Source organism: Pseudomonas sp. NPDC090203, from assembly GCF_044746765.1.
GTDB lineage: Bacteria > Pseudomonadota > Gammaproteobacteria > Pseudomonadales > Pseudomonadaceae > Aquipseudomonas > Aquipseudomonas putida_AD.
The window spans coordinates 186,676-210,885 of record NZ_JBIVCV010000011.1 but is presented as its reverse complement, the minus strand read 5'-3'; the positions used below and the strand labels follow the sequence as shown (position 1 = coordinate 210,885).

Below are 24,210 nucleotides of genomic sequence, written 5' to 3'. Positions count from 1 at the left end.
TTAGACAACTTGTACTTCTTCAGCCTGCATGCCTTTCTGGCCGCGGGTAGCGACGAAAGAAACCTGCTGGCCTTCTTTCAGGGTTTTGAAACCGTCAGCCTGGATGGCTTTGAAGTGTACGAACAGGTCGTCACCGGATTGTGGGGTGATGAAGCCGAAGCCTTTCTCATCGTTGAACCACTTGACGGTACCGGTTTGGCGATTAGACATGGTGTATCTCCTTGGACAAAGTTAACTGCGACTCAGGAAGTACCCTGGCCGAGACTGAGTGCAAAGAGCAGGAAAAATTCTTGGAGATGGTTGGATCGAAATTCAACATCGTGTAGAGATTCTCAGTGACACAAGCAACACAGTGGACGCACCTTACCCCTTTTTCAGCAATGTGCCAATGGCATTCGGACGTTTATTTCCCCAGATGACCGACGGTTTGCAGCCCGCGCCGTTCGCAGTCTTTGTGCCGCACGCCCGACCCCGGTAAGATGCCCGACATCTTTTTCACCTCGCTATTCAGGACAACGCCATGAGCATCAAATCGGACAAGTGGATTCGCCGCATGGCGCAAGAGCACGGCATGATCGAGCCCTTCGTGGAACGCCAGATGCGCGGCGAAGGCCCGGACCGCCTGATCTCCTTTGGTGTGTCCAGCTACGGCTACGACGTGCGCTGCGCCGACGAATTCAAGGTGTTCACCAACATCAATTCGGCGACCGTCGATCCGAAAAATTTCGACGAGAAGAGCTTCGTCGACATCAAGAGCGACGTCTGCATCATCCCGCCGAACTCGTTCGCACTGGCCCGCACGGTCGAATATTTCCGCATCCCGCGCAACGTCCTGACTATCTGCCTGGGTAAGAGCACCTACGCGCGCTGCGGCATCATCGTCAACGTGACGCCGCTTGAGCCGGAATGGGAAGGCCACGTGACGCTGGAGTTCTCCAACACCACCACGCTGCCGGCCAAGATCTACGCCAACGAAGGCGTGGCGCAGATGCTATTCCTCGAGTCCGATGAGGAATGCGAGGTTTCCTACAAGGATCGCGGTGGTAAATACCAGGGTCAGCGTGGTGTCACACTGCCACGTACCTGATTGCACCGTTGGTCATCCTGAAAAGGAATTTGTCGGGAAAAGCGCACTCTATTGACTGAACTGTTCCCATCCGCGCCTCGCGGATGGGGCCTACGCTCAGGAGTGCCCTATGAAGAGACAACACAAACCGAGCAGCAAGGAGTACGACCCCGGACAGAACCAGGTCGGAATGCTGGCTTGGTCGCTGTTAGCGCATCCCCATCTGAACAACATGGTTGCCGGCGGCATTCCCGGCCAGCCAACGCCCGATACGCCCAACGATTACCCCCAGCCTGAAGAGCCCGGCGAGCCGACGTTGCCAGACGAGCCGCCTCCCGCTCCGGTTGCCTGACCCCTATTTCCCCGATGGCCCCTTTCCGGCTATCCACTTCGTAGCAGCACGGCTTGCCGGCGGGGGCGATGTAAAGATCGCCCCCCGCCGCAGCGGGTATGCCAGATAAATCCTGTGGGAGCGGGCTTGCCCGCGAATGCGTCGGCACCTAGTGCCCAGGTCGTGGCTGGGCGACCGTCTTCGCGGGCAAGCCCTCTCCCATAGCGATCGCACTCATCTGGGGACCGTGCCCACGGTTCCCTCTATACGGCTTCCCACACCGCTCCATCCCCCACCACATACACCCGGCTGCCCGGCTGGCGCTCGATGTTCATGCCGCCTGTGAACGCGCCGAAGGCCGGCAGCAGGCTGATGTTTTGCAAGATGTAGAAGCAGGGCAGGCGCAGGCGTTGTCGGCCTTTGCCCAGCAGCCGGTAGGCCGGGTGCACATGGCCAGCCAGTACATGATGGCTGGAATGCGGCGTGGGCTCGTGTTGCAAGGCGAACGGGCCCAGTAAAAGCGGTTCAGCCACCACCTCAAAACCCAGGCTGACCGGTGGATCGCCCGCGCGTTTGTCGTGGTTGCCGCGGATGAGGGTGATTTGGAGTGAGGGATGCCGCTGGCGCCAGTCCTGCAACGCGGCCAGCGTCGCCGAGGCGTGGGATTCGGGGGCGTGGAGAAAGTCCCCCAGAAAGATCAGCCGCTCGCAGTCGTACCCGGCCAGCAGCGCATCGAGCCGCGCAAGATTGTGATCGGTGGTGCCGTGGGGCACTGGCTGCCCGAGCCGACGGTACGCGGCCGCCTTGCCGAAATGGGCGTCGGCGATCAGCAGCGCGCGTTCGGCAGGGTAATAGATGGCCTTGTCTGCCAGCAGCCACAGCTCGGCGCCTGCCAACTGGATCGCAAGGTAGGGCCTCATGAACTCACCTCCGGCCCTGCCGCGGTTTCGAGGTCGCGCACCATCCGCGCGATCCGGTCGGACAGTTTCTCGGTGCTCATGCTCTCGCGCATGCGCTCCACCAGCAGCGGGAAGGCCATGGGGGTGGGCCGCTTGATCAGGTGCAAGTCCAGGGTGCGCTGATTGATACGGCGCAGCGTGTGCTCAAGGCGGCTGACGTCCAGCTCCTGACGCAACACCTCTTCCTCGGCCTGAGTCAGCAACAGGTTGCCCGCGTCATACTGCTTGAACACCTCGAAAAACAGGCCGCTGGAGGCTTGCAACTGACGGTTGCTTTTCGGGGCGCCGGGGTAGCCTGAGAACACCAGCCCGGCAATCCGGGCGATTTCCCTGAAGCGGCGCAGGGCCAGTTCACCAGCGTTGAGGCTGGCAATGATGTCAGCCAGCAGCCCGTCCTCGCTGAAGAGTTGCGGGTTCAGCTGCCCGGACCAGTCCACTTCGGTCGCGCTCAGCAGCTCGAAGCCGTAGTCGTTGACGGCGATGGAGAAGGTCAGCGGCGTGTCTCGGCTCAAACGCCAGGCCAGCAGGCTCGCCAGGCCCAGGTGCACATGGCGCCCGGCGAACGGATACAGGAACAGGTGCCAGCCCTCCCGCGACTTGAGCACCTCGGCCAGCAGCGAATCCTTGCGTGGCAGGGATGACCATTGGCGCTGAACTTCCAGCAGCGGGCTGATGCTGTGCATTTCCGGGCCGTCGAACACATTGTGGGCAGCGGCGTCGAATCGGGCGACCACCGCGTCAGCCAACTCGCTGGACAGTGGCATACGTCCGCCATTCCAGCGTGGGACCGCCGCCTTCTTGGTTGTAGCCCGTCTCACATAGGCGGTCATGTTTTCCACCCGTACCAGCTCAAGCAGGCGTCCGCTGAACAGAAAGCCATCACCGGGCTTCAACCGGGCGATGAAACCTTCCTCGACGCTGCCCAGCGAGCCACCCCCGCCGCCTTTGCTCCAGTACTTCACGTTGATGCTGGCATCGCTGACGATGGTGCCGACGCTCATGCGATGGCGCCGGGCCAGACGTGCATCGGGCACGCGCCAGATGCCGTGCTCGTCAGGCTCGACCCGGCGATAATCCGGGTAGGCCGTGAGGGACAGCCCGCCGTGGCGCACGAAGGCCAGCGCCCAGTCCCATTCTTCGTCGGTAAGCTGGCGATAGGCCCAGGCCGTACGAACCTCGGCCAGCAGCTCGTCAGGCAAGAAACCGCCGCCCAACGCCATGCTGACCAAATGCTGTACGAGGACATCCAGCGGCTTGTGGGGTGATTCCCGGGGTTCGATCAGACGCGCCTCTACGGCGTCACGGGCCGCGGCGGCTTCCACCAATTCCAGGCTGTGGGTCGGCACCAGCGTCACGCGGGATGGTCGCCCCGGCGCATGGCCCGAACGACCGGCCCGTTGCATCAGACGGGCGACGCCCTTGGCCGAGCCGATCTGCAGCACGCGCTCGACCGGCAGAAAATCTACCCCCAGATCAAGGCTGGAGGTGCAGACCACGGCCTTGAGGTGACCTTCTTTCAGGGCACGCTCGACCCAGTCGCGAACCTCGCGCGACAGCGAGCCATGGTGCAGCGCGATCAATCCGGCCCAGTCTGGCCGGGCTTCAAGCAGCGCCTGATACCAGATCTCCGATTGCGCCCGGGTGTTGGTGAACAGCAGGCAACTGGCACTGCTGTCCACCTCGGCCAGCACCTGGGGCAACATGCGCAGCCCCATGTGCCCGGCCCAGGGAAAGCGCTCGATGGAGGGAGCGATGAGGGTATCGACGATCAGTTCCTTGACCACCTTGCCCTCGACCGTGGTGCCGTGTTCACCCACCAGCACCTGCTGCGCGTGGGCCTGATTGCCCAGGGTGGCGGACAGCCCCCAGACCATCAGTTCGGGATTCCAGCGGCGCAGGCGCGCCAGGGCCAGTTGCAATTGCACGCCGCGCTTGTTGCCGATCAGTTCGTGCCATTCGTCGACGACGATCATTTTCAAGGTCGAGAAAATCACCTGGGCGTCGGCGCGGGTCAGCAACAGGGTCAGGCTTTCCGGGGTGGTGATCAGGGACGAGGGCAGGCGTCGCCCCTGCTTGGCGCGTTCGCTGCTGGAGGTGTCGCCGGTACGCAGGCCGACACTCCAGGGGATGTCCAGATCCAGCAGCGGCGCTTCGAGCGCCCGCGCAGTATCGGCGGCCAGCGCGCGCATGGGAGTGATCCACAGCACCGTCAGGGGCGCGGCGGGCGCTTTGCGTTTGCGCGGTTTTTCGTCAGATGGAGGAGGGGGCTTGCGGGCGAAGCTGTTGAGCGCCGCGAACCACACTGAATAGGTCTTGCCCGCGCCGGTGCTGGCGTGCAGCAGCCCGGACTCGCCGCGAGCGACGGCATACCAGACAGCCTGTTGAAAGGCGAAGGGTTTCCAGCCGCGAGCCGCGAACCAGCGTTTGGCGAAGGGAGTGGTTTTGGGCATGCGACGGCTCTGACCGGGTTTAATTCAAAGACCGCCGCTTGACGCATTTAGTTTGATGCGTGTGCAGCTCAGACGCCTTTGGGGCCTTTGACCGCGTCGATGCTTTGCACCACGGCCTCTTCGGCCGCCACTTCGGCCTTGGTCTTGAGCTTGCTCAGTTCGGCGCCGGCTCTTTCGATGCGGGCCCGGGCGATGTCCATGTCGCTGCGGCTCTTTTCCAACAGCGCCTTGGCCGAGCAGTGCCCGGTGATGCCGCGGGCCAGTACGGCGCCGCCGATGGCCAGTTGCACCAGTCCGAAGATCCCGCCGCGGCGCAGGCCCTTGCCCATCATCAGTACGCCACCGGCCAACGAGCCGATGCGCTCCCAGCCCTGGACGTTCTGTGGCGCAACTTCATCGTGCAGCGTGCGTTCGACGCGTTTCAGGATCGGGGTATCACTCATGATGCGTTCTCCATGAAGAGGTAAGGTCCTTAAAGCTGACTGTCACAAACGCGAACTGTTCAATGCGTCTGTCGCGGCAGGCGCTCAGGTGCGGTCGGTTTCGCGACCGAACTGCGGGCCTGAGCGGGTGTTGTTGCCTTTGGCCATGCGGTCGTAGAGCACCACGTTGACGGTCGCCGCCAGATTCATGCAGCCGGTGGTGGGGATGTAGACCACGTCTTCGCACCAGTCGCGGATCTCTTTGTCCAGCGAGCCGTCTTCGGGGCCGAAGATGTAGATGGCGCGGTCCGGGTGAGTGTATTCAGGCAGTGCCCGAGCGCCCTCGACCAGCTCCACCGCGACCGGCACGCAGCCCAGCGGAATGATTTTCTTCAGGTCGTCGATGCCGATCAGCGGAATGTCCTGGTGGATCTTCTTGGTGTCGGTGACGAAATCCCGAGCCCGCTCGTAGCGCTTGCCGGTGTAGAACACCGACGCCACGCCATAGCAGCCCGCCGCACGCATCACGGACCCCACGTTTTCCGGGGATTTGGGGTTGTACAAGCCGATGCAGGCGTAACGTTTGTTGGCCACGGGGAGAGGGTGCTCTTCAGGGAAAGCGCGGGATTATACGCGGGGGTGAAGACACTGGGGATACCGTAGGAGCGCGCTTGCCCGCGATGGCGGCTGTGCATTCGACGGATTTCCATCGCCTGACACGGCCAGTCGCGGGCAAGCGCGCTCCTACAGGCTCAATCTTCTTTCTTCATCAATCCGGCAAGGGCTGCAAACGGATTGTGCGTGGCCTTGGCCGTTTTCGGCGTGCCCAGGGACGAGTCCGAGAAGTACTGCTGGTCGGTGTAGCGCGAGTGTTCGTTGTCGTGGCAGAACAGGCAGAGCAGTTCCCAGTTCGAGCCGTCTTGCGGGTTGTTGTCGTGGTTGTGGTCACGGTGGTGAACGGTCAGCTCGCTCAGGCGCTTGCCGGAAAATTCACGGGCGCAGCGGCCGCAGACGTGGGGGTACATCTTCAGCGCTTTGTCGCGGTAGCCCATTTCCTTGTCGCGCTTGGCATCGGCAAGGATGCGGTCGAGCTTGGAGGTATTGGTGGAGCTCATGGTGTCACCTGGTTCGTGTACGGTTGGCAATGGTCCGATTCTAGCGTTTCGGGCGCCATTGGCCGCGGTTTTTTTAGGCAGGGCGACAGGGGGATCAACCCTTGAGTTTCTCGGCGATCCAGATGGTATGGCGCGTGCCTTTGTTGCCGTGGGCGTACACCTTGACCTCTTCGGCCTTGAAGCCGGCCTTGCGCAGTTTGTCGCTGAAGGCGGCGTCCGCGCTGGCAGACCACACCGCCAGCACGCCCTTGGGCCGCAGGGCCGTGGCGCAGGCGGCCAGGCCACCGGCCGAATACAGCCAGCTGTTGGCTTTCTGGGTCAGGCCTTCGGGGCCGTTATCGACATCGAGCATGATCGCGTCGAAGCCTTGGGGCTCGCTTTTCAGCACCTTGGCGACGTCCTGGATGACCACTTTGGCGCGCGGATCCTGCAACGGATTGCCTGATTTCTCACCCAGCGGGCCGCGATTCCACTCAACCACGCCGGGCACCAGTTCGGCCACCACCACCTCGCCGTTCTTGCCCAGGTGCTTGAGGGCTGAGGCCAAGGTGAAGCCCATGCCCAGACCGCCAATCAATACCCGCGGTTGCGTGCGCGAGGCGACTTTTTTGCAGGGGATTTCCGCCAGCGCATCTTCGGACCCATGCATGCGGGTGTTCATCAACTGGCCGCCGTCGCCGCCCTGGATCTTGATCACGAAATCTTCGCCGTACTCGAACAGGCACAGGGCGCCGCCGTTATCGGGAATCGGGGTGGTGTCGAGCAGAACGAAACGTTTCATGGGGGACTCGTCGAGGGGCGCGGTCAGGGCACAGGGCAATTTGTCAGCGCACGAAGCGCTGCGCAGGAGTAGCCTGAGCGTCACAGCAGAAGATTGGCAGTGGAGGCCAACGATGAAGCGGTCCATTCTAGCGGCGATTGCTGCGCTGATGCTTGGCGTATCGCCGGTTTTTGCCGAAAGCCTGCAACCTGTACTCAACACGCCGGAGCCGGTGGCGGCCACCTCGGGATCGCCGGGCACCGCAACGCCGACCCCCTATCCGCAGATTTCCCCACCCAGCGTTCCCCACGTGGGCGGGCAGGGTAATCCGCCACTCTTGCCGAAAATCCCCCAGCCCGGCCCGCCGAAAGAGGATGAGCCGTTGCCGGGGTTGCAGCCGCAGCAGCCGGGCAAGCCCAATCAATGATTGGCGTGGGCTATTCCTGCTGCGCCAGCACCTGCCCATCCATCATGCGCAAGCGCTTGGACATGGCGATGGCAATGGCGCGGATGATCTTGGCGGCGACCTTGGGGGCGTCGTTGAGCATCTTGTCCAGCGAGTCACGGCCCAGGTTCAGCAGGTAGCAACTGGAGGCAGCGATGCAACTGGCCGAGCGGCGTTCTCCGTCCAGCACGGCCATCTCTCCGAACGCCCGGCCCGCCCGCAGAATGGCGGTTTCCACCGGCTTGCCTTCGCCATTGACCTTCTGCACCGACACCGTGCCCGAATGAATGATGCACATGAAGGTGCCCGCATCGCCTTCGTTGAAGATCGCCTCGCCTTTTTCGATATTGCTGATGCTGAAGTAACCCGCCGCCGCAGAGAAGTCGGCAGGGGTCAGGGCCAGGAACAGCCCGCAGTCCATCAGCATTTCGCGGATTTCATTGTTCAGAGATGAAGGTGTCGGCATGGCATGTTCTTGTTGAATGAGATGAAGAATGAAAACTGACCACAAAAACAGCTCCGTCTTACAAGCGGTACGGAGCCGTCTGATATGACCAACGGGCTTTGAAGAGTTCCTCAGGCCAGTTGCAATACCTTGAACACAAATCCGTATTCGAGCGCCACGTCACGCAATCCCTGATAGCGACCGCTCATGCCGCCGTGGCCGGCACCCAGTTCGGTCTTGAGCAACAGCAGGTTGTCGTCCGTTTTGCTGGCGCGCAGCTTTGCCACCCATTTGGCCGCCTCCCAGTATTGCACCCGGCTGTCGTTGTAGCCGGCGATGACCAGCATCGCCGGATAGGCCTGGGCCGCAACGTTTTCGTAAGGCGCGTAGGCCTTGATCCGCGCGTACACCTCAGGCTCCTGCGGGTTGCCCCACTCGTCGTACTCAGTGACGGTCAACGGCAGCTCGGGATCAAGCATGGTGTTGAGCACGTCGACGAACGGCACCTCGGCAATGGCTGCCTTGAACAGATCGGGGCGCTGGTTGACCACCGCCCCGATCAACAGCCCTCCCGCGCTGCCGCCGCTGATGACCAGTGTGTCGGCCGTTGTCAGGTTCTGTGCAATCAGATGTTCGGCGCAGCTTATGAAGTCGTCGAAGGTGTTCTGCTTGTGTTCCTGCTTGCCGGTGCGGTACCAGTTTTCACCCAGCTCGCCGCCGCCGCGCACATGGGCGATGGCAAAGGCGATGCCGCGATCGAGCAGGCTCAGGCGGGCGTGGGAGAACCAGGGGTCGAGGCTCTCGCCATAGGCGCCGTAGCCGTACAGGTAAAGCGGCACGGGGGTGCCTGCCAGTTCGCGCTTGACCACCAGGCTGATCGGTACCTGGGTGCCATCGGCCGCTGTCGCCCACAGGCGCTGGCTGACGTAGGCATCGGCGTCGAATACGCCGAGCACCGGGGTTTCCTTGAGCACGACCTGCTCGCCGGTGGCCAGCGCCAATTGACGCACCTGTGGCGGGCGATTGAGCGACTGATAGCGCAGGCGAATCTTGTCGCTTTCGAATTCAAGGGTGTCTTGCACATACAGGTTGTAGGCCGCGTCCGGCAATTGCACCCGATAAGCCGGCAAGCCTTGTGGGTGGATTTCGACGATGGGCAGGCCGCCTTCACGCAGGCTCAGGGTCAGGCCCCGGGCGTTGAGGCTGAAACCGTCGAGCATGATGCTGTCGCTGTGGGCGATCAGGGTTTGCCAGTCCTTGCGCTCAGGCACGCCACTGGTTTTTTCCGGCGCGTGGTACAGCGCGAAGTTGATCCCGGCCTGGTTGCTGCGGATCACCCAGCTCCAGGTGCCGTCGATCAGGCCATGGTCCACCGAATATTCGTGGCCTTCGCTGCGCGGGGCCATGCAGACGAAGGCCTGCTCGGGCTTGTCGGCGTCCAGCACCCAGCTTTCGCCGGTGGTCTTGCTGTCCAGTGCCAGCACCAGTTGGCGCTCGGAGCTTGAACGGTAGCAATGCAGGAAGAACCGCCCGTCCGGTTCGTTGAATACCAGGTCCGCAGAATCGTTGCCGAGTGTGTGGCGATACAGCTTGTGCGGGCGGTGGGTATCGTCCAGTTCGCCGAAAAACAGCGTCTGGCTGTCGTTGGCCCAGGTCATGCTGCCGTCGGAGTCTTCGAACGGCAGGCTGCTCACCACGCCAGTGGCCAGCTCCTTGACGTACAGCTGGTAGACCTCCTCGCCGCTGGTGTCCAGGCTGTAGGCCAGGCGCTGGTGGTCCGGGCTGATACTGAATGCGCCCAGCGAAAAGAAGCCGCCGCCGGCCAGCACATTGGGGTCGAGCAGCAGTTGTTCGGCGCTTTCGTCGACCGTTTGCGAGTCGTCGGCCGGGCGCGGGCAGCGGTAGTGGCGGGCGTATTCGTCGCCTTCGGTGGTGCGGGTGTAGTAGAGCCAGGGGCCCCAGGGCGAAGGCAGCGACAGGTCGGTTTCCAGAATCCGGCCCTTGATCTCCTGAAACAGCGTTTCGCGCAGGGCCTGCTGATCGGCCAGCTGACTTTCCTGGTAATGGTTTTCGGCCTTGAGGTAGTCGAGCACCTCATCGCTGTCGCGATTCTGCAGCCAGGCATACGGGTCGGCGCCGTCGGCCTTGCGGGCGAGCGGGGCGCTTGGGGAGGTGGCGGAAGAAGGCATGCTGGGCTCTCTCAAAGGGGCGGCGGACCGATAACTGAAGCCGGGTAAGCCAGGCTTGCGAAAAGTCGTTATCATAAGCGCCTCTTTACCTGCCTTACCACGGACGTCATGACCGACAACGACTATCTGATTGCCTGGGGCCTGTACGCATTCGCTGCGTTGGGTTGTCTGCTGGTGTGGTTCAAGCTGACGGGCTGGATGTGGCGCTACCTGCGCGAGCCGCTGCGGGTGATCGGCGCGGTGCTGCTGTTCTGCCCGACGGTCATCGACCCGGTCAAGGACACCTACGCCCCGGCGCTGGCCATCAGCGCCCTGGACCTTGCCTTCAAGGTGGGCAACAACGTCTGGCGCGCGGTGCTGGACCTGGCCACCTACGGCGCCATCGCCCTGGGCCTGTACGTCATCTTCGCGCTGATCCGCCTGCCATTCCTGCGCCGTAAGAAAGCCCGTCAGGCCCACGCCGAGGCCGCTGCCGCCCAGGCTGCCGCCGAACTGAAAGCGGACGACGAACCGTTCGCCGCCCAGGGCACCCCTCGTTACGCAAGCCAGCCGGCAGCCCCGGCGGGTGGTGACAAGGGCGGTGCGAGCGGTCGTTATCGGGTCGAACCCAAGCTTTAACCCTTGCCGAACACTGTAGGAGCGCGCTTGCCCGCGATTGAAGTGTATCTGTACTACAGCAGTTGCCTGATTTTCTGCTATCGCGGGCAAGCGCGCTCCTACAAGCTGATGTGTCGTTGAGTGTACCGAGAGCTGAGCATGTGTGAACTTCTGGGCATGAGTGCCAATGTACCGACCGACATCGTCTTCAGCTTTACCGGGCTGATGCAGCGGGGCGGCCGCACCGGTCCCCACCGTGATGGCTGGGGCATCGGTTTCTATGAAGGCCGCGGCCTGCGCCTGTTCCAGGATCCGGCTGCCAGCAGCGAGTCGGAAGTGGCGCAACTGGTGCAGCGTTATCCGATCAAGAGTGAAGTGGTCATCGGCCATATTCGCCAGGCCAACGTCGGCAAGGTCTGCCTGTCCAACACCCACCCGTTCGTGCGCGAGCTGTGGGGCCGCAACTGGTGCTTTGCCCACAACGGGCAGCTGGCGGATTTCCACCCCAGCGCGACCTTCTACCGTCCGGTGGGCGATACCGACAGCGAAGCGGCATTTTGCGACTTGCTCAACCGCGTGCGCGAGGCCTTTCCGGAGCCGGTCGAGGTCGAACGCCTGCTGCCGACGCTGGTCAATGCCTGTAACGAATACCGCGCCAAGGGCGTGTTCAACGGCCTGCTCAGCGATGGCGACTGGCTGTTCTGTTTCTGCTCGACCAAACTTGTGCACATCACACGCCGCGCACCGTTTGGTCCGGCTCGCCTGAAAGATGTCGACGTGATCGTCGATTTTCAGGCCGAAACCACGCCAAACGATGTGGTCACGGTGATCGCTACCGAGCCGCTGACCGAGAACGAAACCTGGAATCGCTACGAACCCGGCCACTGGAGCCTGTGGCGTCGTGGCGAATGCGTGGCCGAAGGCCGGACTGACTGAGAGGGATCTATGCTGCGCAGCTACGTACGACTGGTATTGTTCACCGCAGGCCTGTTGATCGGCGTGCAGATTCCCGGATTCATCAGTGATTACAGCAAGCGTGTCGAAGCGCACCTGATGGAAGCCCAGCAGAACCTGCGCGGCTACAACGAGACAGCGCAGCGCTTCTTCAATGGTGACGTGCAGGCGCTGATCCAGCACTATCGCAGCAGCGATGACCCGGTGTTCCGTACTGACGCCAACAACACCGCCAACCTGTTGAGCCGCAACCAGATCCTGGACCGCGAATGGATGGCGTTGCAGGGGCCGTGGTACAGCCGCGCGTTTCACGTGCTGACCGCCGCAGACCCGGCCATCCGCACCGAGACCTGGAATGGCTACACCTGGCAGGTGCTGCTGTCACCGGAAGTCATCGGCTGGGGCCTGGCCTGCGCGCTGCTGTTCTCGCTGGTGATCGAAAGCTTTGTGGTGTTCATCGACTGGTTGTTCGTTGGGAGGGTCTACAAGAAGCGGGTCAATCGCGACTGGCAGTGAGCCCTCAAGGACTGCGCTCCCGTAGCAGCACGGCTTGCCGGCGGGAGCGGTGTATCAGGCGACGCATCATCAACTGAACGACCGCTCCCGCCGGCAAGCGGAGCGCCGCCCGGCCGGGCTGCTACGGATCGCGTGCGGCGCGTAGATTCAACGTGTCTTCCCTCCATTCACACAGGAGATACCCCGTGGGCCGCCTGTTATTGAACTGTGACATCGGTGAAAGCTTCGGTGCCTGGACCATGGGTCTGGACGCCGAGGTCATGCCGTACATCGATTGCGCCAACATCGCCTGTGGCTTTCATGCCGGTGACCCCAGCGTCATGCGCAAGACCGTCGCCCTGGCGCTGACCCACGGCGTGACCATCGGCGCGCACCCGGCCTATCCGGACCTCGTGGGTTTCGGTCGCCGCTCCATGGCCTGCTCCCCACAGGAAATCCAGGACATGCTGCATTACCAGATCGGCGCGCTGGACGGTGTGTGCCGTGCCCAGGGCGGCCGGGTCAGCTACGTCAAACCCCACGGCGCGATGTACAACGACATGATGGCCAATCCGGTCCAATTGCGCGCCGTCATCGAAGCCATCGCCCGCTACAACCCCGAGCTGCCGTTGATGCTGCTGGCCATGCGCGACAACAGCGCAGCCCAGGCAATGGCCGATGAGTTCGGCGTGACTTTGTGGCTCGAAGCCTTCGCCGACCGCGCTTACGACAATGTCGGGCGACTGGTTTCGCGCAATCTGCCGGGCGCCGTTCACCATGATCCGGAGTTGATCATCGCCCAGGCGCTCACTCTTTCCCGCGGCGAAGCCTTGACCGCCAGCGACGGCAGTTCGTTGCTGCTCAACGCCGACACCCTGTGCGTGCATGGCGACAACGCCAGCTCCATCGCGGCGGTGCGGCGCATTCGTGAAGCCTTGGGCCAGACCTCTGCCTCATGAAGTTGCGCATCGAAGTCGTTGCGATCGATTGCCTGATGGTGCGCCTGTTCGATGCCATCGACGAGGCCAACATGCCGTGGATGCTCGCCGCCAGCCAGCGTCTGCGGGACGGATTCGGCGCGCATTTGATTGATCTGGTGCCGTCCTACACGACTTTGATGGTGCACTATGACTTGCTGGCACTGAGCCCACAGCAGGCGCGGGCGTTGATTGTAGAGGCGATGGTCAACCTCTCGCCGGATGCGACCCAAAGCGGCCGGAAGCATGTACTGCCCGTGTGGTACGACCCCAGGGTCGGGCCTGAGCTGGCGTTGCTCGCCGAACGTAGCGGCTTGCCGGTGGTTGAAGTGATCCAACGCCACAGCCAGCGCGAGTACCAGGTGTTCGCGCTGGGCTTCGCACCGGGCTTCGGTTTCATGGGGCTGGTAGAAGAAATTCTCGCCGCGCCGCGCATCAAGACCCCGCGCAAACGCGTCCCGGCGGGCAGCGTCGGCATTGCCGAACGTCAAACGGCGGTGTACCCGCTGCAATCGCCAGGCGGCTGGAACATCCTTGGCCGCACCCCGGCCAAACTCTTTGATCGTGAAATCGACGGCTATAGCCTGCTGCAGCCTGGCGACACCGTGCGCTTCGAGCCGGTCGATCGCGCCGAATTCATTCGCCTGGGCGGCGACGATTCTCCGCTGGAGGCGCTGGCATGAGCGTGCTGACGGTCAAAAGCAGCACCCCACTGTGCCTGCTGCAAGACGCAGGACGGTTTGGCGTTCGTCATCTGGGCGTGACCCAGGGCGGCGCGCTGGACTGGGTTTCCATGTCGTGGGCCAACAAGCTGCTGAACAATCCGCTGGACGCCGCGGTTATCGAGGTCACGCTGGGCGGGCTGACGCTGGTCGCCAGCGATGATTGCTGCCTGGCCCTGGCCGGTGCTGACCTGGGCGCCATGCTCGATGATCGCCCGGTTGCACCCTGGCGCAGTTTCTTCCTCAACAAGGGCCAGCAACTGCGCTTCACACAACCGGTCACCGGCGCACGAGCCTACCTCGCCGCGCCCGGCGGTTTTGAAGCGGCAGACCTGCTCGGCAGTAGCGCCACGGTGGTTCGGGAAGGGCTGGGCGGCCTGGACGGCACCGGCAAGGCGTTGACCGAGGGCGACCGCCTCACCTGCCGCAATCGCTCCATCGCGCTGCAGACCCTGCCTGAACACCTGATCCCGAACCTGGCCGACCCACGCCCGCTGGACGTCGTGCTCGGCGCACAGATCGGCCAGTTCAGCGGCCTGAGCCTGTTCGACGCCTTCAACAGCGACTGGACCCTGGACAGCCGCGCCGACCGCATGGGCATCCGCCTGCTCGGCCCGGAGCTGGTGTATCAGGGCAAACCCATGATCTCCGAAGGCATCCCCCTGGGCGCCATCCAGGTCCCACCGGACGGCCAGCCCATCATCCTGCTCAACGACCGCCAGACCATCGGCGGCTACCCACGCCTCGGGGCACTGACTCCGTTGTCACTGGCGCGGCTGGCGCAGAAGCTGCCGGGGAGTGTGGTGCGCTTGCGAGCGGTGGTGCAGGAGATGGCGCATAAGGAGCAGGTGCACGCGTTCGATCAACTCCACAGGATGCTGTAGGAGCGCGCTTGCCCGCGATTGCGATGTAACTGCACTCCATCAGTTGCCTGATGTTCTGCTATCGCGGGCAAGCTCGCTCCTACAGGCGCGGTGTCATTTGGCCAAATACCGCATCCCTTCCTCCAGCCCCCTCAACGTCAGCGGATACATCTGATCTTCGATCAAATCCCGCACGATATTTGTGGAGGTGGTGTAACCCCAGGCGTCCTTGGGGTAGGGGTTGATCCAGATGATTTTCTTGAACTTGGCCTGGAAGCGTTGCATCCAGACGTAGCCGGCTTCTTCGTTCCAGTGTTCGACGCTGCCGCCCGGCTGGGTGATTTCGTAGGGGGCCATGGCGGCGTCGCCGATGAAAATCACTTTGTAGTCGGCGCCGTATTTGTGCAGCAAGTCCTGGGTTGAAGTGCGCTCGGAGGTGCGGCGCAGGTTGTTCTTCCACACCGATTCATAGATGAAGTTATGGAAGTAGAAGTACTCCATGTGCTTGAACTCGGTCTTGCAGGCCGAGAACAGTTCTTCGCAGATCTTCACGTGGGCGTCCATCGAACCGCCGATGTCGAACAGCAGCAACAGCTTGATGGTGTTGCGCCGTTCCGGGCGCATCTGGATGTTCAGCAGGCCTGCATCGCGTGCGGTGTGGTCGATGGTGCCGTCGATGTCCAGTTCGTCCGCCGCACCCTGGCGGGCGAACTTGCGCAGGCGGCGCAGGGCCACCTTGATGTTGCGCGTGCCCAGTTCCACCTGGTCGTCGAGGTTCTTGTACTCGCGCTGATCCCAGACCTTGGCTGCCTTGCCCTGGCGCTTGCCCGCATCGCCGACGCGAATGCCTTCCGGGTTGTAGCCACCTGAGCCGAACGGGCTGGTGCCGCCGGTGCCGATCCACTTGTTGCCACCGGCGTGGCGTTCCTTCTGTTCTTCCAGACGCTTCTTGAATTCTTCGATGAGCTTGTCCAGGCCGCCCAGCGACTGAATCTGCGCACGCTCTTCGTCGGTCAGCGAGCGCTCGAACTCCTTGCGCAGCCAGTCTTCGGGGATCAGCGCCTGCAAGTGGTCGTCGAGCTTTTCCAGCCCGTTGAAGTAGGCACCGAAGGCCCGGTCGAACTTGTCGTAGTGGCGCTCGTCCTTGACCAGAATCGCCCGGGACAGGTAGTAGAACTCGTCCATATCGGCGAAGGTCACACGCTGTTTCAGGGCGTTGATCAGATCCAGCAGTTCACGTACCGAGACCGGCACCTTCGCTGCGCGCATTTCGTTGAACAGGTTGAGCAGCATGAACAGGGCCCCGCACTTATCCGGAAGAACTCAGCGATTGCCACGACGGCTCATGAACGCCAGACGCTCGAGCAACTGAACGTCCTGCTCGTTCTTGACCAGGGCGCCTGCCAACGGCGGAATGGCCTTGGTCGGATCACGTTCGCGCAGCACCGCCTCGCCGATGTTGTCTGCCATCAGCAACTTGAGCCAGTCCACCAGCTCCGAAGTCGAAGGCTTTTTTTTCAGGCCTGGCACTTTGCGCACGTCGAAGAACACGTCCAGCGCTTCGCTGACCAGGTCCTTCTTGATGTCGGGGTAGTGCACGTCAACGATCTGCTGCAGGGTGTTGCGATCGGGGAACGCGATGTAATGGAAGAAGCAGCGGCGCAGGAAGGCGTCCGGCAGTTCTTTTTCGTTGTTGGAGGTAATGATGATGATCGGGCGTTTTTTCGCCTTGATCGTCTCGTCGATCTCGTAAACGTAGAACTCCATCTTGTCGAGTTCTTGCAGCAGGTCGTTGGGGAACTCGATGTCGGCCTTGTCGATTTCGTCGATCAGCAGGATGACCCGCTCTTCGGACTCGAACGCCTCCCACAACTTGCCTTTCTTCAGGTAATTGCGCACGTCGTGGACCTTGTCGACGCCCAGTTGCGAGTCACGCAGGCGGCTGACCGCGTCGTACTCGTACAGCCCCTGATGGGCCTTGGTGGTCGACTTGATGTGCCAAGTGATCAGCTTAGCGCCAAAGGACTCGGCCAGTTGCTCGGCCAGCATGGTCTTGCCGGTGCCGGGTTCGCCCTTGACCAGCAGCGGACGCTCCAGCGTGATGGCGGCGTTGACGGCAAGCTTGAGGTCGTCGGTGGCGACATAGGCGCGGGTGCCTTCGAACTTCATCGGAAAATCCTCGAACGTAAAGTGCGGGCAACAGACCCGAACGGCGCTGATTCAGCATAAAGAATGCAGCGACTATAACGCGGCCCCCACCGGGCTGTGAACGCAGACCCTTTATTCAGTTGCTGAATGGTGGGTCGGGAGCCGACAGCGCGAAATTGTAACGCACATTGATGTATCGCCAATTTGGCTATACATTGAGGACTATGTCAACCAAACACAGATTCAGAGACAAATACAGGATTCAACTGCGGGAAAAGGACCACCTGCCACCTCACGTACACCTGACGGGTGGAGGCCTGGATGTGCTGATCTGCCTGCAGTTGGTTGAACCCATGCGCGGCCGTGCACCAGCCGCAGTGCTCAAGGAAGCGCTTGAATGGGTACGGGCCCACCAGAGAGAACTGATGGAGGAATGGAACCGATGGCATCCATGAAACGACCACGTCTGAAGGCCGTGGAGGCGCTCGCCGATTGCAGGTTGGAGCTAACGTTCATCAATGATCAGCGCTTCGTGATCGACATGAGCGCAGACATACGGCATTACCCGGGCCTTGCGCCATTGCAGGACGATCAGGTGTTCATGCAGGCACAGATCGGTGACGACGGCTGGACAATTGAATGGCTGGGTCCTGACATCCAGCTCGGCGCGGACACGTTGTATCTCGATGCACAGGCCCAGGCCGCCACAGATGAAAACACGCGGATTTTCATCGGTTGGCGCGCCAGAACCGGGCTTCCCTTGGCGCTGGCGGCCGAAGCATTGGGTGTCAGTACGCGCAGTATTACGCGCTACAGCAATGGCAGGGAGGCGACGCCGCGCACGTTGGCCCTTGCATGCCTGGGGTGGGACGCCCTGCAAAATCAAGGACAGGGCGGCATCCTCATTGCAGAAGAACGGCCCGCGTACGGCGTGGGGGCCGATCAGGAGCAGGAGTGATTCACGTCACTGCGCCTCACTCCTGCCACTGTCATACCGCGTATTGAACGCCTGCACGAATGCGTTGCGCAGGATCTGCAGGAATGCCTGGAAGGCACTGACGTCCTGTTTGTGCACGCTGCCGCTGAGTTCGACGCGGGTGGCGAACTGGTTTTTGCGCTGGTTCTTGAGCACGGTTTCGCTGGCGCCGACCATGGCTTCCCAGATCGAGCGGAAGAAGCCCTTGTTCTTGTTCTCGACGTCTTGCTGCCAGTTGAAGATGTCGACGTCGCGCAGCAGGGGTTTGATGTAGCCGGACAGTTGGCCCTTGTTGGCCTGGGCTTCGATGACGATGTCGCCGCTGCCGGCGTTAAAGTCGAACTTGCCGTAGGCCGAGGCGAAATCGTTCAGGCGCTTGAGTTGCAGGCCGGTGGCGCGCAGCTTGAAGTCGAAGTTTTCGAAGTTGCTGAGAGGGTCGAAGGTGGCGCTGCTTTCAAGCGGTGCGTGGCCTTCGAGCAGCGCCTTGCCCTCGAAGCGGGCGTCGCGCTTGCCGGCAGCATCGACAACGTTGGTCAGGTTGTAGACGCTGGCGTTGACGTCGTCGGCCTGGATTTTCACCCGTGGCGTGGAATTGAAGTTGCTGAAGGTGATCTTGCCGTCCTGCACCCGCACCTCGTCCAGGGTGATGGGCAGGAGTTTGTTCAACTGGGCGCGCCAGTCGGTGCCGGCACCGGTCTGGGACTGCTGTTTGTCGGTGCCGCCGTCGACGAAGTTGAGTTCCGGGCTGATAAACGCAACCTGTGCCACGACGGCGTGGTCGTACCAGAGTGAGTGCCAGCTGACGGCCAGATCGATGACCGGCGCCTTGAGCAGGGGCACCGGGACCTTGCCGTCCGTCTTGACGATGCTCAGGCCGTTGATCTTGTAGGCCCCGCGCCACAGGGCAAGGTCCACATCGGCGACGTGGCCGCGGTAGTCGCCCATGTCGGCGAGCTTGTCGTTGAGGTAGTTGCGCACCACGTAGGGCAGCGCGATGTGGATGGCGATCAACACGACGACGAGGCCCACAACTGTCCACAGTGGCCAGCTATAGCGACGTTTCATGGCAAGGCTCTCCGGTTGCCGACTGATGACTGCCTGATTTGTTGACTGTAGGCCACGTCACAGGTTCGCTGTGACTGGACGCAATATGTGCCCACGGCATACGCTTTGGGTTTTTCCCCACCTGCACAAGGACCCGGTCATGAGCCGTATTTACGCAGACAACGCCCACTCCATCGGCAATACGCCATTGGTGCAGATCAACCGCATCGCGCCACGCGGGGTCACCATCGTGGCCAAGATCGAGGGGCGTAATCCGGGGTATTCGGTCAAGTGCCGGATCGGCGCAAGCATGATCTGGGACGCTGAAAGCCGTGGCAAACTCAAGCCGGGAATGACTATTGTCGAACCGACCTCGGGCAACACCGGGATCGGCCTGGCGTTCGTTGCCGCAGCGCGCGGTTACAAACTGGTGCTGACGATGCCGGCTTCCATGAGCATAGAGCGGCGCAAGGTGCTCAAGGCCCTCGGCGCGGAGCTGGTGCTGACCGAGCCTGCCAAGGGCATGAAAGGCGCTATCGCCAAGGCCGAGGAACTGGTGGCCAGCGATCCGGCGAAATATTTCATGCCGGCGCAATTCGAGAACCCGGCCAACCCGGCCATCCACGAGAAGACCACCGGCCCGGAAATCTGGAACGACACCGATGGCGCCATCGACGTGCTTGTGGCGGGCGTGGGTACGGGCGGCACCATCACCGGTGTTTCGCGCTACATCAAGCACACCATGGGCAAGCCGATCCTGTCGGTGGCGGTGGAGCCGATGTCTTCGCCGATCATCACACAGGCCAAGGCCGGCCAGGAAATCACCCCAAGCCCCCACAAGATTCAGGGCATTGGCGCAGGTTTCATCCCGCAGAACCTGGACCTGGACATCGTCGACCGCGTCGAGCTGGTCAGCGAGGACGAAGCCAAGGCCATGGCGCTGCGGCTGATGCAGGAGGAGGGGATCCTGTGCGGGATCTCCTGTGGCGCCGCGATGCAGGCCGCGGTTCGCCTGGCCGAAAAGCCGGAAATGCAGGGCAAGACCATCGTGGTGATTCTGCCGGATTCGGGCGAACGTTACCTGTCGAGCATGCTGTTCAGCGACCTGTTTACTGAACAGGAGCTGACCCAATAGTCGCCCGGACAGGCAACCTGGCTTTTTACCGGGCTTGCGAAGGCTTATAGTGGCCGCGCAAAACACTGCGGGAGCGGTTGAGTTCGCTCCTGCAGGAAAAACGGTCACCCGGCTGTTCCAAGGAGAGATTCATGACCCTTTCATTCGCTGCCAAGGCGGCGATCCTGCTGCTGTTCCTGGGCAGCACGCTGTATGTGCATTTGCGTGGCAAGGCGCGTTTGCCGGTATTGCGCCAGTTCGTGAACCACTCTGCACTGTTCGCGCCGTACAACGCCTTGATGTACCTGTTCTCCAGCGTGCCGTCCAAACCCTATCTGGACCGCAGCAAGTTCCCTGAGCTCGATGTGCTCAAGGACAACTGGGAAGTCATTCGTGACGAAGCGATGCACCTGTTCGACGAGGGCTACATCCGCGCCGCCGCCAAGGACAACGACGCCGGTTTCGGCTCGTTCTTCAAGAAGGGCTGGAAGCGTTTCTACCTCAAGTGGTACGACAAGCCGCTGCCTTCGGCCGAAACCCTGTGCCCGAAAACCGTCGAGCTGGTCAGCCGCATCCCCAACGTAAAAGGCGCGATGTTCGCCTTGTTGCCAGGTGGCAGTCACCTCAACCCGCACCGCGATCCCTTTGCCGGCTCTCTGCGTTATCACCTGGGGCTTTCGACGCCCAACTCCGACGACTGCCGGATTTTCGTTGATGGCAAGGTCTACGCCTGGCGCGACGGCGAAGACGTGATGTTCGATGAAACCTACGTGCACTGGGTCAAGAACGAGACCGACGTGACCCGCGTGATCCTGTTCTGCGACATCGAGCGGCCGCTCTCCAATCGTTTCATGACCCGCGTCAACCGCAGCGTCAGTGCGTTTCTGGGCCGCGCCACCGCGCCGCAGAACACCGATGACGAGCGCGTCGGCGGGATCAACCAGGCCTATGCCTTCAGCAAGCGTTTCAGCAATGCCTTCAGTGGCAAGGTCAAGCAATTCAAACGCGCCAATCCCAAGGCTTACCGCGTGCTGCGTCCGGTGCTGGCTGTGATCGTGCTGACCCTCCTGGGCTACTGGCTGTTCGGCTGACACAAACTGTTGCATCATCCACCGCGCGCTGGTTATATTCAGCGCCGGTGTCTTGAATCAAGTCGAAACACCCAACCCCCATTCCGAAGAAGATCAGCGCCATGCCTGCTTCCCGCCCACTGTTCGCGTTTGATGCCGCAGCCTTCGCTGTGGAGAAACCGTGTGGCGACCAGCAAGCGTTCTACATCACGCGCTATCCACCTCCATCCCCTGTGACCACCCCTGTTGTGTGCGCCGTTGTCGCACCGCCAGCCGTGGTTGTGCTTGGCTGATCGACTGCCCCCGCGCCGTCGAATCACGCTGCAAAGCCCAACAAAACGTTTGTGAATCCGGTTCTCGCCGGGTCCGTTTTTGTCTGAATCACAGGTGACTTCATGTTTGCCAACAAAGCCCTGGCCTCGATGGCCACGACTACCCTGTTCGTCCTGCTCTGGAGTAGCGGGGCCATCGTTTCCAAGTGGGGTTTGACCCACGCTTCTCCCTTTGCCTTCCTGCTGTTTCGTTTTCTGCTGGCGCTGGTGGCGCTGGCGATTCTGATCCCCACTCTGGGCTACAAGTTGCCCGCAACCCGGCAGTCGATGCGCTACGCCCTGGCGACCGGCGCGATTCTGCTGGGCGCCTATCAGATCTGCTACCTGCTGGCGCTGGACATGAAGGTGGCGCCTGGGGTGATGGCGACCATCATGGGCGTGCAGCCGATCCTCACGGCAGTGCTGGTCGAGCGCAGCCGTGCCTGGTCGCGGATGTTCGGTTTGTGCCTGGGGCTGGCCGGCCTGGTGCTGGTGGTGTTCCAGGGCATTGGCGACGGTGGCTCGCTGGCCGGGATGGCCTTTGGTGTGTTGGGCATGCTGGCCATGACCGGCGGCTCGATCATGCAGAAGCGCATCACCGACAACCCGCTGGGTACGCTGCCGGTCCAGTACTTCGCCGGGACCCTGGTATGCGCGGCCTTCGTGCCGTTCCAGCCGTTTCACTTCGAGCACAGTTTCGGCTTCTACGTGCCGGTGTTGTACATGGGTTTGGTGGTGTCGGTTTTGGCGACCTTCCTGCTGTACCGGCTGATTGCCCAGGGCAACCTGGTGAACGTCACCAGTCTGTTCTACCTGGTGCCGGCGGTGACGGCGATCATGGATTACCTGATCTTCGGTAATCGCCTGGCCTTGTTGAGCCTGTTGGGGATGGTGTTGATCGTGGTGGGGCTGATTTTTGTGTTTCGTAAGGTGAAATAAACAACGGCGTGCGGTGCCATCCTTGGCACCGCACGCCGTCGCTTGTAGGAGCGCGCTTGCCCGCGATTTGCGGTGTGTCTGTATCAACGAGGTTGATGTGCAGACGCCGTCGCGGGCAAGCGCGCTCCTACAGCCTATGCGCTACAACACAAACCTCGTCACCAACCCGTTCAAATCCACGGCCAGTCGCGACAATTCCTGGCTGGCCGCGGATGTCTGGGTGGCGCCCGCCGCAGTTTGCGTCGAGAGGTCGCGGATGCTCACCAGGCTGCGGTCCACTTCCCGCGCCACCAGAGACTGCTGCTCCGCCGCGCTGGCGATCACCAGGTTGCGCTGGTTGATCTGCGAGATCGCCGCCGTGATCTTCTCCAGTGCCTGACCGGCGCCGCTGGCCCGTTGCAGGGTCTGCTCGGCCTGGTTCGCACTGTTCTGCATGGCCCCGACCGTGTCCTGAGTGCCGGTCTGGATGCTGCTGATCATCTGCTCGATTTCCTGGGTCGAATCCTGGGTGCGCTGCGCCAGTGAGCGAACCTCATCGGCGACCACCGCAAACCCGCGTCCCGCCTCTCCAGCCCGCGCCGCCTCGATGGCAGCGTTCAGTGCCAGCAGGTTGGTCTGCCCGGCGATGCCACGAATCACCTCCAGGACCTTGCTGATGTCCTGCGCCTGAGTGGCCAGGCCCTGGGCCTGCGCCGATGCGCTCATGACTTCTCCCACCAGCCCCTGAATCGACTCGATGGTCTGGGCGACCTGCAGATGGCCGTGCTGGCTGTCGGCATCGGACGCCCGTGAGGCCTCGGAGGTGGACACCGCATTGCTGGCCACCTCATCCACCGCCGCGCTCATTTGCGTGACCGCCGTGGCGGCCAGTTCGATCTCGTCGTTCTGTGCCTGCAGGCTTCGGGTGCTTTGCTCCATCACCGAACTCATTTCTTCGGCGGCCGAAGCCAGTTGCTGCGACGATTCGCTGATGCCCTGAATGGTCGAGCGCAGGTTCTGTTGCATGCTCGACAGCGCCGCCAGCAGTTGTGCAGGCTCATCCTGACCTTCCTGGGTGATGCGCGCGGTGAGGTTGCCACCGGCGATGGTCTGCGCCACCTCCAGTGCCTGGCGGATTGGCTGGACGATACTGCGGGTCAGCAGCCAGGCCAGAATCAGGGTCAGGATCAAGGACGACACGATGATCGACGCGACGATAGTCCACGATCGCTCATACAGCTCGGTGGCGTCGCGGGCCGCAGTGTCCGCGCCTTGCAGGTTCAAAGTGATGAGGCCTTCCAGCGCCGCGTCCAGCTTTCTGCCGATGCCGGCCAGTTCGCTGTTGATGCGGGCTGCGGCCTGTTCGACTTGCCCGGCATCGATGCTGACGATGACGGCGTCCAGCACCCGCTGATAGTCAGTGAACAGATTCTGCACTTCGGAGAGCTGCGCCAGATCCTGCGGCTCGTTGGTCAGGGCCTTGTAGGCGCTGAGGTGACCGTTCCAGGCGCTGCGCTCTTCGGCGATCACACCCTGGCTCTTGCGATGGCTGCCTGGATCATTGTTGGCGATCAGGCGCAGCGCCTCCATGCGAATGGTCATGACGTTGTCGGCGGCGTCGTGGATGGCTTCGATCTTGGGCATCCAGTTCTGCTCCAGGACTTCGGCACTGGCGCGCAACCACGACATCTTGGCCAGGCAGAACACGCCGACCACTGCCAACAGCAGGCCCACGACTCCAAAACCCAATCCCGCCCTGATCCCGATACGCATGTTTCTGATGAACATCTACAACTCCTTTGGCATTCGAATTTGAGGTTCTCCAAGCCTTTTTTTGTA

27 protein-coding genes are annotated in these 24,210 nt (G+C 62.1%); 14 read left to right on the top strand and 13 right to left on the bottom strand.

From position 1 onward, the window contains the following. Entirely contained in the window at positions 1-210 is a 210-nt protein-coding gene (locus ACIPO9_RS20050) for a cold-shock protein (RefSeq protein WP_274136797.1), read from the bottom strand. A gap of 310 nt (positions 211-520) precedes the next feature. Here ACIPO9_RS20050 and dcd point away from each other — a divergent pair, with 310 nt between their 5' ends. Next, a complete protein-coding gene (gene dcd, locus ACIPO9_RS20045; protein ID WP_016965530.1) occupies positions 521-1,087 on the top strand; it encodes a dCTP deaminase in 567 nt (188 codons plus the stop codon). Positions 1,088-1,196: 109 nt separating this feature from the next. After that, positions 1,197-1,418: a hypothetical protein gene (locus ACIPO9_RS20040; RefSeq protein WP_274136796.1), complete on the top strand. Its 222-nt coding sequence runs from the start codon at positions 1,197-1,199 to the stop codon at positions 1,416-1,418. A gap of 242 nt (positions 1,419-1,660) precedes the next feature. Here ACIPO9_RS20040 and pdeM read toward each other — a convergent pair whose 3' ends face one another. The 6 genes from pdeM to ACIPO9_RS20010 all read right to left on the bottom strand — a co-directional run bounded on the left by pdeM (position 1,661) and on the right by ACIPO9_RS20010 (position 7,124). Further along, on the bottom strand, positions 1,661-2,317 hold the full coding sequence (gene pdeM / locus ACIPO9_RS20035; RefSeq protein ID WP_400782981.1) for a ligase-associated DNA damage response endonuclease PdeM: 657 nt from the start codon (positions 2,315-2,317) through the stop codon (positions 1,661-1,663). Continuing rightward, on the bottom strand, positions 2,314-4,806 hold the full coding sequence (locus ACIPO9_RS20030; RefSeq protein WP_400782978.1) for a ligase-associated DNA damage response DEXH box helicase: 2,493 nt from the start codon (positions 4,804-4,806) through the stop codon (positions 2,314-2,316). Before ACIPO9_RS20030 ends, pdeM begins: the two co-directional genes overlap by 4 nt. Before the next feature lie 68 nt (positions 4,807-4,874). After that, positions 4,875-5,249 carry a DUF2892 domain-containing protein gene (locus ACIPO9_RS20025; RefSeq protein WP_274136793.1) on the bottom strand — a complete coding sequence of 125 codons (375 nt, stop codon included), beginning with the start codon at positions 5,247-5,249 and terminating at the stop codon, positions 4,875-4,877. Between the two features lie 84 nt (positions 5,250-5,333). Continuing rightward, a complete protein-coding gene (locus ACIPO9_RS20020) occupies positions 5,334-5,822 on the bottom strand; it encodes an RNA methyltransferase (RefSeq protein WP_074752637.1) in 489 nt (162 codons plus the stop codon). Between the two features lie 158 nt (positions 5,823-5,980). Continuing rightward, on the bottom strand, positions 5,981-6,343 hold the full coding sequence (locus ACIPO9_RS20015) for a YajD family HNH nuclease (protein ID WP_274134278.1): 363 nt from the start codon (positions 6,341-6,343) through the stop codon (positions 5,981-5,983). A 94-nt stretch (positions 6,344-6,437) separates the two neighbouring features. Continuing rightward, on the bottom strand, positions 6,438-7,124 hold the full coding sequence (locus tag ACIPO9_RS20010) for a spermidine synthase (protein ID WP_274134279.1): 687 nt from the start codon (positions 7,122-7,124) through the stop codon (positions 6,438-6,440). A gap of 112 nt (positions 7,125-7,236) precedes the next feature. On the opposite strand from ACIPO9_RS20010, the gene ACIPO9_RS20005 reads away from it, so the two are divergent. Then, positions 7,237-7,530, top strand: coding sequence for a hypothetical protein (locus ACIPO9_RS20005; RefSeq protein WP_400604447.1), 294 nt, complete (start codon positions 7,237-7,239; stop codon positions 7,528-7,530). 10 nt (positions 7,531-7,540) lie between these two features. Here ACIPO9_RS20005 and ACIPO9_RS20000 read toward each other — a convergent pair whose 3' ends face one another. Together ACIPO9_RS20000 and ACIPO9_RS19995 are read right to left on the bottom strand one after the other, a co-directional pair. Beyond that, positions 7,541-8,014: a cyclic nucleotide-binding domain-containing protein gene (locus ACIPO9_RS20000; RefSeq protein ID WP_400782976.1), complete on the bottom strand. Its 474-nt coding sequence runs from the start codon at positions 8,012-8,014 to the stop codon at positions 7,541-7,543. A 110-nt stretch (positions 8,015-8,124) separates the two neighbouring features. Continuing rightward, entirely contained in the window at positions 8,125-10,182 is a 2,058-nt protein-coding gene (locus ACIPO9_RS19995) for a S9 family peptidase (RefSeq protein ID WP_400782973.1), read from the bottom strand. Positions 10,183-10,290: 108 nt separating this feature from the next. On the opposite strand from ACIPO9_RS19995, the gene ACIPO9_RS19990 reads away from it, so the two are divergent. The 6 genes from ACIPO9_RS19990 to ACIPO9_RS19965 all read left to right on the top strand — a co-directional run bounded on the left by ACIPO9_RS19990 (position 10,291) and on the right by ACIPO9_RS19965 (position 14,811). Next, positions 10,291-10,800: an MFS transporter gene (locus ACIPO9_RS19990; protein ID WP_400782970.1), complete on the top strand. Its 510-nt coding sequence runs from the start codon at positions 10,291-10,293 to the stop codon at positions 10,798-10,800. 138 nt (positions 10,801-10,938) lie between these two features. Continuing rightward, a complete protein-coding gene (locus tag ACIPO9_RS19985) occupies positions 10,939-11,715 on the top strand; it encodes a class II glutamine amidotransferase (RefSeq protein WP_400604440.1) in 777 nt (258 codons plus the stop codon). Positions 11,716-11,724: 9 nt separating this feature from the next. Continuing rightward, positions 11,725-12,249: a DUF2937 family protein gene (locus ACIPO9_RS19980; protein ID WP_400782968.1), complete on the top strand. Its 525-nt coding sequence runs from the start codon at positions 11,725-11,727 to the stop codon at positions 12,247-12,249. A gap of 185 nt (positions 12,250-12,434) precedes the next feature. Continuing rightward, a complete protein-coding gene (locus ACIPO9_RS19975) occupies positions 12,435-13,187 on the top strand; it encodes a 5-oxoprolinase subunit PxpA (RefSeq protein ID WP_400782965.1) in 753 nt (250 codons plus the stop codon). Continuing rightward, positions 13,184-13,888 carry a 5-oxoprolinase subunit PxpB gene (pxpB, locus tag ACIPO9_RS19970; protein ID WP_400782963.1) on the top strand — a complete coding sequence of 235 codons (705 nt, stop codon included), beginning with the start codon at positions 13,184-13,186 and terminating at the stop codon, positions 13,886-13,888. The genes ACIPO9_RS19975 and pxpB overlap by 4 nt, the downstream gene beginning before the upstream one ends. Then, positions 13,885-14,811 carry a biotin-dependent carboxyltransferase family protein gene (locus ACIPO9_RS19965; RefSeq protein WP_400782960.1) on the top strand — a complete coding sequence of 309 codons (927 nt, stop codon included), beginning with the start codon at positions 13,885-13,887 and terminating at the stop codon, positions 14,809-14,811. The genes pxpB and ACIPO9_RS19965 overlap by 4 nt, the downstream gene beginning before the upstream one ends. Before the next feature lie 93 nt (positions 14,812-14,904). On the opposite strand, the gene ACIPO9_RS19960 is transcribed toward ACIPO9_RS19965, so the two are convergent. Continuing rightward, positions 14,905-16,083 (bottom strand): VWA domain-containing protein, encoded by a 1,179-nt coding sequence (locus tag ACIPO9_RS19960; RefSeq protein ID WP_400782958.1) that lies wholly within the window; start codon positions 16,081-16,083, stop codon positions 14,905-14,907. A gap of 30 nt (positions 16,084-16,113) precedes the next feature. Further along, complete coding sequence (locus ACIPO9_RS19955) at positions 16,114-16,959, bottom strand: MoxR family ATPase (RefSeq protein ID WP_274134292.1); 846 nt, start codon at positions 16,957-16,959, stop codon at positions 16,114-16,116. Positions 16,960-17,162: 203 nt separating this feature from the next. Between ACIPO9_RS19955 and ACIPO9_RS19950 the strand changes: the two genes are divergently transcribed. Together ACIPO9_RS19950 and ACIPO9_RS19945 are read left to right on the top strand one after the other, a co-directional pair. Then, positions 17,163-17,393: a DUF4160 domain-containing protein gene (locus tag ACIPO9_RS19950; RefSeq protein WP_400782955.1), complete on the top strand. Its 231-nt coding sequence runs from the start codon at positions 17,163-17,165 to the stop codon at positions 17,391-17,393. Then, positions 17,390-17,896: a DUF2442 domain-containing protein gene (locus tag ACIPO9_RS19945; RefSeq protein ID WP_400783025.1), complete on the top strand. Its 507-nt coding sequence runs from the start codon at positions 17,390-17,392 to the stop codon at positions 17,894-17,896. Before ACIPO9_RS19950 ends, ACIPO9_RS19945 begins: the two co-directional genes overlap by 4 nt. A 6-nt stretch (positions 17,897-17,902) precedes the next feature. Here the strand turns inward: ACIPO9_RS19945 and ACIPO9_RS19940 are convergent, their stop codons facing one another. Next, a complete protein-coding gene (locus ACIPO9_RS19940) occupies positions 17,903-18,979 on the bottom strand; it encodes a DUF748 domain-containing protein (protein WP_400782952.1) in 1,077 nt (358 codons plus the stop codon). A 139-nt stretch (positions 18,980-19,118) separates the two neighbouring features. On the opposite strand from ACIPO9_RS19940, the gene cysK reads away from it, so the two are divergent. The 3 genes from cysK to ACIPO9_RS19925 all read left to right on the top strand — a co-directional run bounded on the left by cysK (position 19,119) and on the right by ACIPO9_RS19925 (position 22,392). Beyond that, complete coding sequence (gene cysK / locus ACIPO9_RS19935) at positions 19,119-20,093, top strand: cysteine synthase A (protein ID WP_400782950.1); 975 nt, start codon at positions 19,119-19,121, stop codon at positions 20,091-20,093. A gap of 131 nt (positions 20,094-20,224) precedes the next feature. Then, positions 20,225-21,163 carry an aspartyl/asparaginyl beta-hydroxylase domain-containing protein gene (locus tag ACIPO9_RS19930; RefSeq protein ID WP_274134295.1) on the top strand — a complete coding sequence of 313 codons (939 nt, stop codon included), beginning with the start codon at positions 20,225-20,227 and terminating at the stop codon, positions 21,161-21,163. A gap of 374 nt (positions 21,164-21,537) precedes the next feature. Continuing rightward, a complete protein-coding gene (locus ACIPO9_RS19925) occupies positions 21,538-22,392 on the top strand; it encodes a DMT family transporter (RefSeq protein WP_274134296.1) in 855 nt (284 codons plus the stop codon). A gap of 141 nt (positions 22,393-22,533) precedes the next feature. Here ACIPO9_RS19925 and ACIPO9_RS19920 read toward each other — a convergent pair whose 3' ends face one another. Next, positions 22,534-24,159, bottom strand: a complete 1,626-nt coding sequence (locus ACIPO9_RS19920; RefSeq protein ID WP_400782947.1) for a methyl-accepting chemotaxis protein — start codon at positions 24,157-24,159, stop codon at positions 22,534-22,536. Positions 24,160-24,210: the final 51 nt, after the last annotated feature.